The organism is Pseudomonas sp. S3_E10 (assembly GCF_054667615.1).
The window spans coordinates 4,208,519-4,221,439 of record NZ_CP162743.1; the positions used below are offsets into that span (position 1 = coordinate 4,208,519).

Sequence of the window (12,921 nt, forward strand, 5' to 3'; positions counted from 1 at the left end):
TGATAATTCGGGTGCTGCCGCGCGCAGAATCCGCAGCGGGTTGGCATTTACCGTGTTCTCCAATGGGGAGTCCACGCTCATGGCTAAACAAGACTGAATGTGGGCGATTGCGCTCTCACTCAGCTCTTAACAGGCGTTGTTTCCGAAGCATTCGCCATGGTCTGGCACAAGACTGACTGCACTTTGTGAACTGGCCGTAAATATCGGCGCGCAACGCGAGTATTCACTCTGCGCATCGCACTCGCTTCAGGCCTCATGTCACCTGCGCTTGTTACAATCCTGAGCCTTCCAAGGTGGCGAAAGCCCCGTAGGACGGCCTCGCGTCCTGATGAATTGCGATGGTCAGGGCCGGCAGTTTGCCGCATGTCCTCTGGCCAGGCCGCTTTTGGCGGCGTTCGCGACTATAGCAGCAATGATTAAGTGCTTCAATTCCATAAAAATTGTTATCATCGCCGCCATGACGACTACCGCCCCCCCGACCCCCAGCGTCCAGCTGCTTGAGGTCTCGCCGGAATATGCCGGCCAACGCATCGACAATTTTCTCCTGGCCAGGCTCAAAGGCGTGCCCAAGACCTTGATTTACCGCATCTTGCGTAAAGGCGAAGTGCGCGTGAACAAGGGGCGCATCAAGCCCGAGTACAAGTTGCAGGCGGGCGATATCGTTCGTGTGCCGCCCGTGCGCGTGCCTGAGCGTGACGAGCCTGTGCCCTTGGCCCAGGGGCTGTTGCAGCGCCTGGAAGCATCGATCGTGTTCGAAGACAACAAGCTGATCGTGATCAACAAGCCGTGTGGCATTGCGGTTCACGGTGGCAGCGGCCTGAACTTCGGCGTGATCGAAGCCTTCCGTCAATTGCGCCCGGATGCCAAGGAGCTTGAGCTGGTCCATCGGCTGGACCGCGATACCTCTGGCCTGCTGATGATTGCCAAAAAACGCAGCATGCTGCGCCACTTGCACACCGCCCTGCGTGGCGATGGCGTGGACAAGCGCTACATGGCGCTGGTGCGCGGCAACTGGGCCAGTTCGATCAAGAGCGTCCGCGCGCCGCTGCAAAAGAGCAACCTGCGTTCGGGCGAGCGCATGGTCGAAGTGGACGAGGAGGGCAAAGAAGCCCTGACCCTGTTCAAGGTGCTGCGCCGCTTCGGTGACTTCGCCACCATGGTCGAGGCCAAGCCGGTGACCGGGCGTACCCACCAGATCCGCGTGCATACCCTGCATGCGGGCCACTGCATTGCGGGCGATACCAAGTACGGTGATGAGGGTTTCTCCAAGGAAATCCGCGACCTGGGCGGTAAGCGCCTGTTCCTGCATGCCTACATGCTTACTGTGCCGCTGCCGGACGGTGGCGAATTGAAGCTGCAGGCGCCGGTCGATGAGATGTGGGCCAAGACCGTGGAGCGTTTGAGTGTCGCACCTTGATTACAAGCTGCTGATTTTTGATTGGGACGGGACCCTGGCCAACTCCATTGGCCGTATCGTTGAATCAATGCACGTGGCGTCTACCCGTTCAGGCTTTGCGTTGTGCAGCGACCTGGCGGTCAAGGGCATTATCGGTCTGGGCTTGCCTGAGGCGATTCGCACCCTGTATCCCGAAATCACCGACCCTGAGTTGATCACTTTTCGCGAGCACTACGCCGATCACTACATTGCGCTGGAGGCTGAGCCTTCGCCGCTGTTTGAAGGGGTTGTGCAATCGCTGGACACCTTCCGTGCCGAGGGTTACTACCTGGCGGTCGCCACCGGCAAGGCGCGTCGCGGGCTGGATCGGGTGCTCAGGGCCCATGGCTGGGAAGACTATTTCGATATCACCCGCGCCGCCGATGAAACCGCCAGCAAACCACATCCTCTGATGCTGGAGCAGATCCTGGCTCATTGCGGCGTGTCTGCCCGCCAGGCACTGATGGTGGGTGACGCCTCCTTCGACTTGATGATGGCGCGCAACGCCGGCATGGACAGTGTGGCGGTCAGCTATGGCGCCCAATCCGCCGAGGCGTTGCAGCCATATGAGCCCAGGGTCATGATCGATCATTTTTCGCAATTGCAGGCCTGGCTCAGCCGGGCCCGATAAGTCTTAGCCGGGGTTGATGGCACATGAGTGACGAGTGGAAAGCGCCTGAAAAGGCAGAAAGTGGTGACGACAAAAGCTGGAAGCTGCTGGAGAAGACGCTTCTGGCCAGCGTCCAGGAGCAACGTCGCGCACGGCGCTGGGGGATTTTCTTCAAGCTGCTGACCTTTACTTATCTGTTGCTCATGCTGGCCTTGTTCAGCCCGCTGATGGACATGGAAAAAAGCGCGACGCGCGGCGCCAACTACACCGCGTTGATCGAAGTGCGTGGGGTCATCGCCGACAAGGAGCCGGCCAGCGCCGATAACATCGTCGCCAGTCTGCGTGCCGCATTTGAGGACCCAAAGGTCAAGGGCGTGATCCTGCGCATCAACAGCCCAGGCGGCAGCCCGGTGCAGTCGGGCTATGTGTATGACGAGATTCGCCGTCTGCGCGGCCTGCATCCGGATATCAAGCTGTATGCGGTGATTTCCGACCTGGGGGCTTCGGGTGCCTATTATATTGCCAGCGCCGCTGACCAGATTTATGCCGACAAGGCCAGCCTGGTGGGTTCCATTGGTGTGACAGCGGCGGGTTACGGCTTTGTTGGCACCATGGAGAAGCTCGGGGTAGAGCGTCGCACCTATACCTCGGGCGAGCACAAAGCGTTCCTTGACCCATTCCAGCCGCAAAAGGCCGATGAGACCCAGTTCTGGCAGGGCGTACTTGATACTACCCATCGCCAGTTCATTGCCAGCGTGAAGCAGGGGCGTGGCGATCGTCTGAAAGACAAAGAGCACCCGGAGTTGTTCTCGGGTCTGGTTTGGTCAGGCGAGCAGGCGCTGCCGCTGGGCTTGGTCGATGGCCTGGGCAGTGCCAGTTCGGTGGCGCGTGACGTGATTGGCGAGAAGGAGTTGGTGGATTTCACGGTTGAGGAATCGCCGTTTGATCGCTTCTCCAAAAAACTCGGTGCCAGCGTGGCGGAGAAGCTGGCCCTGTACATGGGCTTCCAGGGCCCGAGCCTACGCTGACAGTTCGGGGCAGGTAGATATCAAAAATGTGGAAGGGGCTTGTGCCCGATGACGGTGTGTCAGCCATAAATAAGCTGGTGGGTCCATCGCTATCGGGGGCAAGCCCCTCCCACATTTTGATTTATGTTTCTCCTAGGGGATTTGCACGCCTTCGGCCAGCAGCATGTCCACCAGTCGAATCAGTGGCAGGCCTACAAGGCTGGTGGCATCCGGCCCTTCGGTACTCTGGAACAGGCTCACGCCCAGCCCTTCGGCCTTGAAGCTGCCCGCGCAGTCATAAGGCTGTTCGGTCCGCAGATAGCGCTCGATGCGCTCAACGTCCAGTTCGCGCATGTGTACGGTAAACGGAACGCAGTCCACCTGGCAGTGCCCTGTCTTGGTATTGAGCAGCGCCAGGCCGGTGAGAAAGCTCACACGCTTGCCGCTGGCCGCCAACAACTGCTCGCGGGCGTTTTCGAAGGTGTGCGGTTTGCCGATAATCCGCCCGTCCAGTGCGGCAACCTGGTCCGATCCGATAATCAGGTGCTCGGGGTATTGAGCTGCAAGGGCGCGTGCCTTCTGTTCAGCCAGGCGCTTGACCAGTTCCACGGCAGGCTCGTTGGCACGGTGGCTTTCGTCGATATCCGGCGAGCTGCAGATGAACGGCAGGCGTAGGCGGCTCAGCAAATCCCGGCGATAAACCGAGCTGGAAGCAAGTAATAAAGGCAGCATGGGCATCTCCTCAAAGCAGTCGCGGATTCTAGCGGGGCGACCGGCTGACGCACAGGGCTGAATTTCCTTTGACATGGCCGGGTGCATCCCTATAATGCTGCGCCTATGTTGAATGACCCGATTCCACCTCACGTTGACCCGCGCAAATTGGCTGACCGTGGCACCACCCTTCAAGGTGAACTGCTGCTGGCCGATTTGAAGAGACTCTGCGACCCGCTTTCCGACGATGTCGGTACGGTGCAGGCCAAATTCGTTTTTGAACGAGATGAACGCAAATCTGTGGTGATCCACAGCTTTGTCGACACCGAAGTCAAAATGGTTTGCCAGCGTTGTCTTGAGCTGGTCACCCTGCCGATCCACAGCGAATGCAGTTACGCCGTGGTGAAGGAGGGTGCGAATACCCAGTCGTTGCCGAAAGGTTATGACGTGCTGGAACTGGGCGAAGATCCATTGGATCTGCATGCACTGATCGAGGAGGAGCTTCTGCTCGCCTTGCCCATTGTGCCTGCTCATCATCCGGAAGAATGCCAGCAGCCGGAGGGTCTCGATGACGAGGCCGAGCCGAGCGAGGACGAGGTAACGCGGTCCAACCCGTTCAGTGTATTGGCGCAGTTAAAGCGTGACCCAAACGTTTAGGAGTTAATCAATTATGGCTGTTCAGCAGAACAAAAAATCCCGCTCCGCCCGTGACATGCGCCGTTCGCACGACGCTCTCGAGGCTAGCACCCTGTCCGTGGAAAAGACCACTGGTGAAGTTCACCTGCGTCACCACGTATCGCCAGAAGGCGTATACCGTGGCCGTAAAGTGATCGACAAGGGCGCTGACGAGTAATCACTTGTCTGCTCAAGTCATCGCGATTGACGCAATGGGCGGGGACTTCGGTCCCCGCAGCATTGTTCAGGCCTGCATTGCCAGCCTGTCTGCCACGCCCTCGTTGCACCTGACCCTTGTCGGTCAACCCTCACTCCTTGAAGAATTGATTGCCAGCCATCCGGTTGTGGATCGCGCGCGCCTGACGATTACGCCAGCCAGCGAAACCATCACCATGGATGAAAAGCCGGCGGCAGCGTTGCGCGGCAAGCCCGACTCCTCAATGCGGGTGGCCTTGGAGTTGCTGCGTGATGGCAAGGTGCAAGCCTGCGTCAGTGCCGGTAATACCGGGGCGTTGATGGCGTTATCGCGGCACGTGCTCAAGACTCTGCCGGGTATTGACCGACCGGCGATGGTCGCGGCGATTCCGACGCAGAAAGGCTATTGCCAGCTGTTGGACCTGGGCGCGAATGTGGATTGCAGTGCCGAGCACCTGTTCCAGTTCGCCGTGATGGGCTCGGTGGCCGCCGAAGCGCTGGGCGTGGCCCGCCCGCGAGTCGCCCTGCTGAATATCGGCACCGAAGACATCAAGGGCAACCAGCAGGTCAAGCTGGCCGCTACCCTGTTGCAAGGCGCGCGCGGCCTGAACTACATCGGTTTTGTCGAGGGTGACGGTGTATACCGCGGCGAAGCGGATGTGGTGGTGTGCGACGGGTTTGTCGGCAATATCCTGCTCAAGTCCAGTGAAGGGCTGGCGACCATGATCGCCGCGCGCATTGAGGCGTTGTTCAAGCAGAGCATGGTCTCGCGCTTTGTCGGCGCCCTGGCGCTGCCATTGATGCGGCGGTTACAGGCTGACCTGGCGCCGGCAAGGCACAACGGCGCGAGCTTTCTGGGGTTGCAGGGCATTGTGGTGAAAAGCCACGGTTCGGCCGGTGTGGAAGGGTTTCAAAGTGCCATTGCGCGAGCCGTGATCGAGATCCAGGAAAACCTGCCGCAACGGTTGCACGGCCGTCTTGAGGATCTGTTGCCTTAGGCGAATTGGCCCGGGAGTGCTTAAATGTGACCGGCCAGTTCAATTGACCATCCAATCTGTCAGTTTCGTGCGCTCCCACCCTTCATTTTAAGATCGGGAGCGACCATTTCCGACGACCTGATCATTTAGGGGCTTGTTACATGTCTACATCCCTCGCATTCGTCTTTCCAGGGCAGGGTTCGCAGTCCCTCGGCATGCTGGCCGAGCTGGGCGCGCAATACCCGTTGATTCTGGACACCTTTAAGGAAGCTTCCGACGCCCTGGGTTACGACCTGTGGGCGCTGACCCAGCAAGGGCCGGAAGAGCAACTCAATCAAACCGATAAAACCCAACCGGCCATCCTGACCGCTTCGATCGCCCTGTGGCGCTTGTGGCTGGCCGAAGGCGGCGCGCGCCCGGCATTCGTGGCCGGTCACAGCCTGGGTGAATACAGCGCCCTGGTAGCGGCGGGCAGCCTGACCCTGGGTGAGGCCGTCAAGCTGGTCGAGCGCCGTGGTCAATTGATGCAGGAAGCCGTCCCGGCTGGGCAGGGCGGCATGGCCGCTATCCTGGGCCTGGACGACGCGGTAGTGATCGAAGCCTGCGCCGAAGCGGCCCAGGGTGAAGTGGTCAGTGCGGTGAACTTCAACTCCCCAGGCCAGGTGGTGATTGCCGGTGCCAAGGCGGCAGTCGAGCGTGCCATTGAAGGCTGCAAGGCCCGTGGCGCCAAGCGCGCGTTGCCGTTGCCGGTGAGCGTGCCGTCGCACTGCGAGCTGATGCGCCCGGCGGCCGAGCGTTTTGCCGAGTCCATCGCCGCCATCAACTGGCAGGCGCCGCAGATCCCGCTGGTACAGAACGTCAGCGCGGCGGTAGCCGCCGACCTCGAGACCCTCAAGCGCGACCTGCTGGAACAACTGTACAAGCCGGTGCGCTGGGTTGAATCGGTCCAGACCCTGGCTGCCAACGGCGCTACCGAGCTGGTCGAATGCGGCCCAGGCAAAGTCCTGGCCGGCCTGAACAAACGCTGCGTCGATGGCGTGTCGACTGCCAACCTCAATACCCCGGATGCCTTCGCTGCCGCTCGCGCGGCGCAGGCCTGACCCCTCGAACTTAGGAGAAGCCTGCATGAGTCTGCAAGGTAAAGTTGCACTGGTCACCGGCGCCAGCCGTGGCATTGGCCAGGCGATCGCCCTGGAACTGGGCCGTCAGGGCGCTATCGTGATCGGCACCGCCACGTCTGCTTCGGGCGCCGAGCGTATCGCCGCTACCCTGAAGGAAAACGACGTTCAAGGCACCGGCCTTGAGCTGAACGTGACCAGCGACGAGTCCGTGGCTGCCGTACTGGCCGAGATCACCGCACAGTTCGGTGCGCCGGCGATTCTGGTGAATAACGCCGGTATCACCCGTGACAACCTAATGATGCGCATGAAAGACGACGAGTGGCACGACGTGGTCGATACTAACCTGAACAGTCTGTTTCGCCTGTCCAAGGGTGTTTTGCGTGGGATGACCAAGGCGCGTTGGGGTCGAATTATCAATATTGGCTCCGTAGTGGGTGCCATGGGCAACGCAGGCCAAGTAAACTATGCAGCCGCCAAGGCCGGTCTGGAGGGTTTCAGCCGTGCACTGGCGCGTGAAGTCGGCTCGCGGTCGATTACGGTCAACTCGGTGGCCCCAGGGTTCATCGACACCGATATGACCCGCGAACTGCCTGAAGCACAGCGTGAAGCCTTGCTGACGCAGATTCCGCTGGGCCGTCTGGGCCAGGCTCAAGAGATCGCGAATGTGGTCACTTTCCTGGCATCCGACGGTGCGGCATACGTGACTGGGGCTACAATCCCGGTGAACGGCGGGATGTACATGAGTTAAATTGTGACGGATCGCTTCAAAAAAATGTCATACGAGCTGTCTAAAATCCGTTATAAAGCTGCAACTTAATTTATAGACAGGTGGCCGAGCGGGTACAGGGTGAAGCTTTCAGTTGAAAAGCTGAAATGGCTTTCTATACACTTACCCACTGGCCAGCTGCCTGAATTTGTCCATTAGGAGTTAAACAAGGTATGAGCACCATCGAAGAGCGCGTCAAGAAAATCGTTGCCGAGCAACTGGGCGTTAAAGAAGACGAAGTGGTCAACACTGCTTCCTTCGTAGAAGACCTGGGTGCCGATTCCCTTGACACCGTTGAGCTGGTGATGGCTCTGGAAGAGGAATTCGAGACCGAAATCCCGGACGAAGAAGCTGAAAAAATCACTACTGTTCAAGCTGCCATCGACTACGTTACTAGCCACCAGGCGTAATAGTTTGTAGTCGTCGCTTGCTGTCAGGGAAAAACCGCACTGCTGTAACGGCGTGCGGTTTTTTCTTTAGCGTCTATGAAAACTGGCGCCGATGAAAAGTGAGCTCTGAAACGAAGTGTCGTCATCAAGAAAAAGGAGAGTGCTGTGTCGCGTAGACGCGTCGTAGTCACCGGTATGGGTATGTTGTCGCCACTGGGTACGGATGTGCCGAGCAGTTGGCAGGGCATTCTGGCTGGCCACAGTGGTATTGGTCTGATCGAACACACGGACCTTTCTGCCTATTCCACCCGTTTTGGCGGCTCGGTAAAGGGTTTCAATGTCGAGGAATATCTCTCGATCAAAGAATCCCGCAAACTCGACCTGTTCATTCAATACGGCCTGGCAGCCGGTTTTCAGGCGGTGCGTAACGCCGGCCTGGAAGTCACCGACGCCAACCGTGAGCGCATCGGCGTGGCCATGGGTTCGGGTATTGGTGGTTTGACCAATATCGAAGAAACCAGCCGCACGCTGCATGAATCCGGCCCTCGTCGAATTTCACCGTTCTTCGTGCCTGGCTCGATCATCAACATGATTTCCGGTTTCCTGTCCATCCACTTGGGTGCACAGGGGCCTAACTACGCCATCGCCACAGCCTGTACCACGGGCACTCACTGCATCGGGATGGCGGCGCGCAACATCGCCTATGACGAAGCCGACGTGATGATCGCCGGCGGCGCCGAGATGGCCGCCTGCGGCCTCGGCATGGGCGGCTTCGGCGCGTCGCGTGCATTATCGACGCGCAATGACGAGCCGACCCGTGCCAGCCGTCCGTGGGACAAGGGCCGTGACGGCTTCGTGCTGTCCGACGGCGCCGGTGCGCTGGTGCTCGAGGAGCTGGAGCACGCCAAGGCGCGCGGTGCCACCATCTACGCCGAGCTGATCGGTTTTGGTATGAGCGGCGACGCCTACCACATGACCTCGCCACCGTCCGACGGTGCCGGTGCTGCGCGTTGCATCACCAACGCACTGCGCGATGCGAAGGTCAATGCGGACCAGGTGCAGTACATCAACGCCCATGGCACTTCGACCCCGACGGGCGATCTGGCGGAAGCCGAAGCCATCAAGTCGGTGTTCGGCGAGCACGCCTACAAGCTGGCCGTGAGTTCCACCAAGTCCATGACCGGCCACCTGTTGGGCGCGGCGGGCGCGGTCGAGGCGATCTTCAGCGTCATGGCCATCAAGGATCAGGTCGCTCCGCCGACCATCAACCTGGATGAGCCGGACGAAGGCTGCGATCTGAACTTCGTGCCTCACGAAGCCCAGCCGATGCCGATTGATGTGGCAATCTCGAACTCCTTCGGGTTTGGTGGCACCAACGGTTCCCTGGTGTTCCGCCGGTTCGCCGAGTGATGTACAGCTGGGTCGACGGTCAGCCAGCGGACAGCGTGCCCCTGAAAGATCGCGGCCTGGCGTATGGCGATGGGCTGTTTGAGACCATGGTGGTCAAGGCCGGGCAGCCTGTGCTGCTCGACCGCCACCTGCAGCGCCTCGACGAGGGTTGCAGGCGCCTTGCGCTGGTGGCGGAGCCGACCGTGATCCGCCACGAAGTGCTGGCCTACGCTGGCGCCCTTGGCAGCGGTATCCTCAAACTGATCCTCACCCGCGGCGACAGCCTGCGCGGTTATGGGATCAACCCTGACGCGCCGGTGCGTCGTATCTTGCAGGGCAGTCCGCCCGCTACTTATCCCCCCGCCCATGCAATCGATGGCATCCGCCTGTTTGCGTGTGCCACCCGCCTGGCTGAACAGCCGTTGCTGGCCGGTCTCAAGCACCTTAATCGCTTGGAGCAGGTGATCGCCCGTGCCGAGTGGCAGGATGCCGAGCACGCCGAAGGCTTGATGCTGGATATGTCCGGGCGTGTGATCGAGGGTGTATTCAGCAACCTGTTCCTGGTGCGCAACGGCTTGTTACTAACCGCCGATCTGAATCGTTGCGGCGTAGCCGGGGTGATGCGCGCCGAGATCCTGGCCCAGGCACAAACGCTGGGCGTCCCGGTGGCCGTGGCTGATATCACTGTCGAGCAACTGCAGCAGGCCGACGAAGTTTTCATGTGCAACAGCGTTTATGGCATTTGGCCGGTGCGCGGGTACGCTGCGATGCGCTGGCCGGTTGGCCCGCTCACCCGTAAACTGCAGTGCATTGTTCGCGCGCTATTGGATATTTGAGTTGATACGAAAACTGGTTGTACTGCTGCTGGTCGGTCTGTTCTCGGCGGCGTTGCTGTTGGGCTTTTCTGCCTGGAAATACGACGCTGCCTTGAAGCAACCGTTGAACCTGACCCAGGAGCAGTTGCTCGATGTGCCGGCTGGGGCGACCCCTACCGGTATGTTCAATCGCCTTGAAGCCGACGGCGTGCTCGATGGCGCCTTCTGGTTGCGCCTTTACTGGCGCTTCAACCTCGATGGGCAGCCGCTGCACAGCGGCGAATACCGTATGGCTCCCGGCATGACCGCCCAAGGCCTGATCGGCCTGTGGCAGCGCGGCGAAGTGGTGCAATACAGCCTGACCCTGGTAGAAGGCTGGAATTTCCGCCAAGTGCGCTCGGCCTTGGCCAAGCACGAAAAGATTGTGCAGAGCCTGCCGGGGCTGAGTGACAGCGAAGTGATGGAGAAGCTCGGCCACCCCGGCGTATTTCCCGAAGGACGGTTCTTCCCCGATACCTACCGCTTCGTGCGTGGCATGACGGACGTCGAATTTCTCAAGAAAGCCTACAACCGCCTGGATGACGTGCTTGCCCAGGAGTGGAACACTCGCGCCGCCGATGTGCCGTACACCGATCCGTATCAGGCACTGATCATGGCCTCCCTTGTCGAGAAGGAAACCGGCGTACCGCAAGAGCGCGGGCAGATCGCCGGGGTTTTTGTGCGGCGGTTGAAGGTCGGTATGTTACTGCAGACCGACCCCACGGTGATCTACGGCCTGGGCGAGCGCTATAACGGCAAGTTGACCCGCGCCCACCTCAAGGAAGCCAACCCCTACAACACCTACATGGTGGCTGGCCTGCCGCCGACGCCGATCGCCATGGTCGGCCGCGAGGCGATCCATGCCGCGCTGAACCCGGTGCCGGGCAGCAGTCTGTATTTCGTCGCCCGTGGCGATGGCAGCCATATTTTCTCCGATGACCTGGGTGCGCATAATGCCGCCGTGCGAGAGTTTCAGCTCAAGCGCCGCGCCGACTACCGCTCCAGCCCGGCGCCGGTGGCAAAGCCTGCCGAAGACGTGATGCCGCCCGCAGACGCACCCGCCGAGCCCGCGCCGGACACCGCCGCGCCGCAAAGCCCGCAATGACTCTGACTAAGGACTGCCTGTGACTGGCTTGTTTATTACCCTGGAAGGCCCGGAAGGCGCCGGCAAAAGCACCAACCGCGATTACCTGGCCGAGCGCTTGCGCGCCGAAGGTATCGAAGTGGTGTTGACCCGCGAGCCTGGCGGTACGCCGCTGGCCGAGCGCATTCGTGAAGTGCTGCTTGCCCCAGGCGAGGAACAGATGAACCCGGACACCGAGCTGCTGCTGGTGTTTGCCGCCCGTGCCCAGCACCTGGCCGAGGTGATTTGCCCGGCCCTGGCACGTGGAGCGGTGGTGATTTGCGACCGTTTCACCGATTCTACCTACGCCTACCAGGGAGGTGGTCGTGGCTTGTCTCTGGAGCGTATCGCCACTTTGGAAACCTTCGTGCAGGGCGATCTACGCCCTGACCTGACGTTACTGTTCGACCTGCCGGTGGAAGTCGGTATGGCCCGCGCCAGCGCCCGTGGCCGTCTTGATCGTTTCGAGCTGGAAGGCCAGGCATTTTTCGATGCCGTACGCAGGGCCTTCCTCGCGCGTGCCGAGGCTGAGCCGGCGCGCTATCACCGGCTGGACGCCGCCCGGCCATTGGCCCAGGTGCAGCAAAGCATTGATGCGCTGCTGCCCACGTTATTGGAGCGCGCCCGTGGCTGAGGCCTATCCGTGGCAGGACAGCCTTTGGCAGCAGTTGGCCGGCCGTGCCCAGCACGCCCATGCCTACTTGCTGCACGGGCCAATCGGTATCGGTAAGCGCGACCTTGCCGAGCGCCTGATGGCCAGCTTGCTGTGCCAACGCCCGGTCAACCTGAACGCCTGTGGCGAATGCAAATCCTGCCTGCTGCTCAAGGCCGGCAGCCACCCCGATAACTACCTGCTGGAACCCGAGGAAGCCGATAAGGCGATCAAGGTCGACCAAGTGCGCGACCTTGTCAGCTTCGTGGTGCAGACCGCGCAAATGGGCGGGCGCAAGGTGGTGCTGATCGAGCCCGTGGAGGCGATGAATATCAACGCCGCCAACGCCTTGCTCAAAAGCCTGGAGGAACCTTCCGGCGACACCGTGCTGTTGCTGGTGAGCCATCAGTCCAGTCGCTTGCTGCCGACCATTCGCAGCCGTTGCGTGCAGCAGGCGTGCCCCTTGCCCAGCGAGGCTATGAGCTTGCAATGGCTGGGGCAGGCGTTGCCGGACTGCTCCGAAGACGAGCGGGTGGAATTGCTCACCCTGGCAGCCGGCTCGCCTCTGGCCGCAGTAAAGTTGCAGGCCCAAGGCGTGCGCGAGCAACGGGCACTGGTGGTGGATGGCGTTAAAAAGCTGCTCAAGCAGGAACTCTCCGCGACACAACTGGCCGAGAGCGCCTGGAAGGATATTCCACTGCTGTTGTTGTTCGATTGGTTCTGCGACTGGTCGAGCCTGATCCTGCGTTACCAGTTGACCCAGGATGAAAACGGCCTTGGCCTGCCGGATATGCGCAAGGTGGTGCAATACCTCGCGCAGAAAAGCGCCCAGGAAAAAGTACTGAATATTCAGGACTGGATCCTCGCCCAGCGCCAGAAGGTGCTCGGCAAGGCCAACCTCAACCGTGTGCTGTTGCTCGAAGCGCTGCTGGTGCAGTGGGTCGGGTTGCTTGGCCGACGTTAATTTCCGTGGCCGACAGGTGTATCGTCGGCCAGACAACTTTCTGTGATCTCAAG

General features: G+C 60.5%; 15 protein-coding genes. 14 read left to right on the forward strand and 1 reads right to left on the reverse strand.

The window, feature by feature from the left end; all coding sequences use genetic code 11:
- Positions 1–457 precede the first annotated feature (457 nt).
- Genes rluC through AB4N98_RS19320 form a run of 3 tightly spaced genes read left to right on the forward strand, consistent with a single transcriptional unit; the run spans position 458 to position 3,073 of the window.
- On the forward strand, positions 458–1,417 hold the full coding sequence (gene rluC, locus AB4N98_RS19310) for a 23S rRNA pseudouridine(955/2504/2580) synthase RluC (protein WP_003175615.1): 960 nt from the start codon (positions 458–460) through the stop codon (positions 1,415–1,417).
- On the forward strand, positions 1,404–2,066 hold the full coding sequence (locus AB4N98_RS19315) for an HAD-IA family hydrolase (RefSeq protein WP_017529477.1): 663 nt from the start codon (positions 1,404–1,406) through the stop codon (positions 2,064–2,066). The genes rluC and AB4N98_RS19315 overlap by 14 nt, the downstream gene beginning before the upstream one ends.
- Before the next feature lie 23 nt (positions 2,067–2,089).
- Positions 2,090–3,073: a S49 family peptidase gene (locus AB4N98_RS19320; RefSeq protein ID WP_017529478.1), complete on the forward strand. Its 984-nt coding sequence runs from the start codon at positions 2,090–2,092 to the stop codon at positions 3,071–3,073.
- A gap of 132 nt (positions 3,074–3,205) precedes the next feature.
- Here AB4N98_RS19320 and AB4N98_RS19325 read toward each other — a convergent pair whose 3' ends face one another.
- On the reverse strand, positions 3,206–3,784 hold the full coding sequence (locus AB4N98_RS19325; RefSeq protein ID WP_116079775.1) for a Maf family protein: 579 nt from the start codon (positions 3,782–3,784) through the stop codon (positions 3,206–3,208).
- Positions 3,785–3,889: 105 nt separating this feature from the next.
- On the opposite strand from AB4N98_RS19325, the gene AB4N98_RS19330 reads away from it, so the two are divergent.
- From AB4N98_RS19330 to AB4N98_RS19380, 11 genes are all read left to right on the forward strand, one after another.
- Positions 3,890–4,420, forward strand: coding sequence for a YceD family protein (locus tag AB4N98_RS19330; protein ID WP_017529480.1), 531 nt, complete (start codon positions 3,890–3,892; stop codon positions 4,418–4,420).
- A gap of 13 nt (positions 4,421–4,433) precedes the next feature.
- A complete protein-coding gene (gene rpmF, locus AB4N98_RS19335; protein ID WP_003179396.1) occupies positions 4,434–4,616 on the forward strand; it encodes a 50S ribosomal protein L32 in 183 nt (60 codons plus the stop codon).
- Between the two features lie 4 nt (positions 4,617–4,620).
- A complete protein-coding gene (gene plsX / locus AB4N98_RS19340) occupies positions 4,621–5,631 on the forward strand; it encodes a phosphate acyltransferase PlsX (RefSeq protein WP_116079776.1) in 1,011 nt (336 codons plus the stop codon).
- A 140-nt stretch (positions 5,632–5,771) separates the two neighbouring features.
- Positions 5,772–6,710 (forward strand): ACP S-malonyltransferase, encoded by a 939-nt coding sequence (fabD, locus tag AB4N98_RS19345; RefSeq protein WP_460148866.1) that lies wholly within the window; start codon positions 5,772–5,774, stop codon positions 6,708–6,710.
- Positions 6,711–6,735: 25 nt separating this feature from the next.
- Positions 6,736–7,479: a 3-oxoacyl-ACP reductase FabG gene (fabG, locus tag AB4N98_RS19350; RefSeq protein ID WP_017529483.1), complete on the forward strand. Its 744-nt coding sequence runs from the start codon at positions 6,736–6,738 to the stop codon at positions 7,477–7,479.
- Positions 7,480–7,670: 191 nt separating this feature from the next.
- Complete coding sequence (gene acpP / locus AB4N98_RS19355; RefSeq protein ID WP_005892238.1) at positions 7,671–7,907, forward strand: acyl carrier protein; 237 nt, start codon at positions 7,671–7,673, stop codon at positions 7,905–7,907.
- Positions 7,908–8,051: 144 nt separating this feature from the next.
- Complete coding sequence (gene fabF, locus AB4N98_RS19360; RefSeq protein WP_017529484.1) at positions 8,052–9,296, forward strand: beta-ketoacyl-ACP synthase II; 1,245 nt, start codon at positions 8,052–8,054, stop codon at positions 9,294–9,296.
- On the forward strand, positions 9,296–10,111 hold the full coding sequence (pabC, locus tag AB4N98_RS19365) for an aminodeoxychorismate lyase (RefSeq protein WP_460148867.1): 816 nt from the start codon (positions 9,296–9,298) through the stop codon (positions 10,109–10,111). Before fabF ends, pabC begins: the two co-directional genes overlap by 1 nt.
- Before the next feature lies 1 nt (position 10,112).
- Positions 10,113–11,234, forward strand: a complete 1,122-nt coding sequence (gene mltG, locus AB4N98_RS19370) for an endolytic transglycosylase MltG (RefSeq protein ID WP_116079777.1) — start codon at positions 10,113–10,115, stop codon at positions 11,232–11,234.
- A 19-nt stretch (positions 11,235–11,253) separates the two neighbouring features.
- The gene (tmk, locus tag AB4N98_RS19375; protein ID WP_017529487.1) at positions 11,254–11,886 is read left to right on the forward strand and encodes a dTMP kinase; all 633 of its coding nucleotides are present in this window, start codon (positions 11,254–11,256) and stop codon (positions 11,884–11,886) included.
- Complete coding sequence (locus AB4N98_RS19380) at positions 11,879–12,868, forward strand: DNA polymerase III subunit delta' (RefSeq protein WP_017529488.1); 990 nt, start codon at positions 11,879–11,881, stop codon at positions 12,866–12,868. The genes tmk and AB4N98_RS19380 overlap by 8 nt, the downstream gene beginning before the upstream one ends.
- The last annotated feature ends 53 nt before the right edge of the window (positions 12,869–12,921 follow it).

Coding starts and splice junctions, on each gene's coding strand:
- rluC (WP_003175615.1), top strand. CDS start 458: ATGACGACTACCGCCCCCCCGACCCCCAGCGTCCAGCTGCTTGAGGTC.
- AB4N98_RS19320 (WP_017529478.1), top strand. CDS start 2,090: ATGAGTGACGAGTGGAAAGCGCCTGAAAAGGCAGAAAGTGGTGACGAC.
- AB4N98_RS19325 (WP_116079775.1), bottom strand. CDS start 3,784: ATGCTGCCTTTATTACTTGCTTCCAGCTCGGTTTATCGCCGGGATTTG.
- AB4N98_RS19330 (WP_017529480.1), top strand. CDS start 3,890: ATGTTGAATGACCCGATTCCACCTCACGTTGACCCGCGCAAATTGGCT.
- rpmF (WP_003179396.1), top strand. CDS start 4,434: ATGGCTGTTCAGCAGAACAAAAAATCCCGCTCCGCCCGTGACATGCGC.
- fabD (WP_460148866.1), top strand. CDS start 5,772: ATGTCTACATCCCTCGCATTCGTCTTTCCAGGGCAGGGTTCGCAGTCC.
- fabG (WP_017529483.1), top strand. CDS start 6,736: ATGAGTCTGCAAGGTAAAGTTGCACTGGTCACCGGCGCCAGCCGTGGC.
- acpP (WP_005892238.1), top strand. CDS start 7,671: ATGAGCACCATCGAAGAGCGCGTCAAGAAAATCGTTGCCGAGCAACTG.
- pabC (WP_460148867.1), top strand. CDS start 9,296: ATGTACAGCTGGGTCGACGGTCAGCCAGCGGACAGCGTGCCCCTGAAA.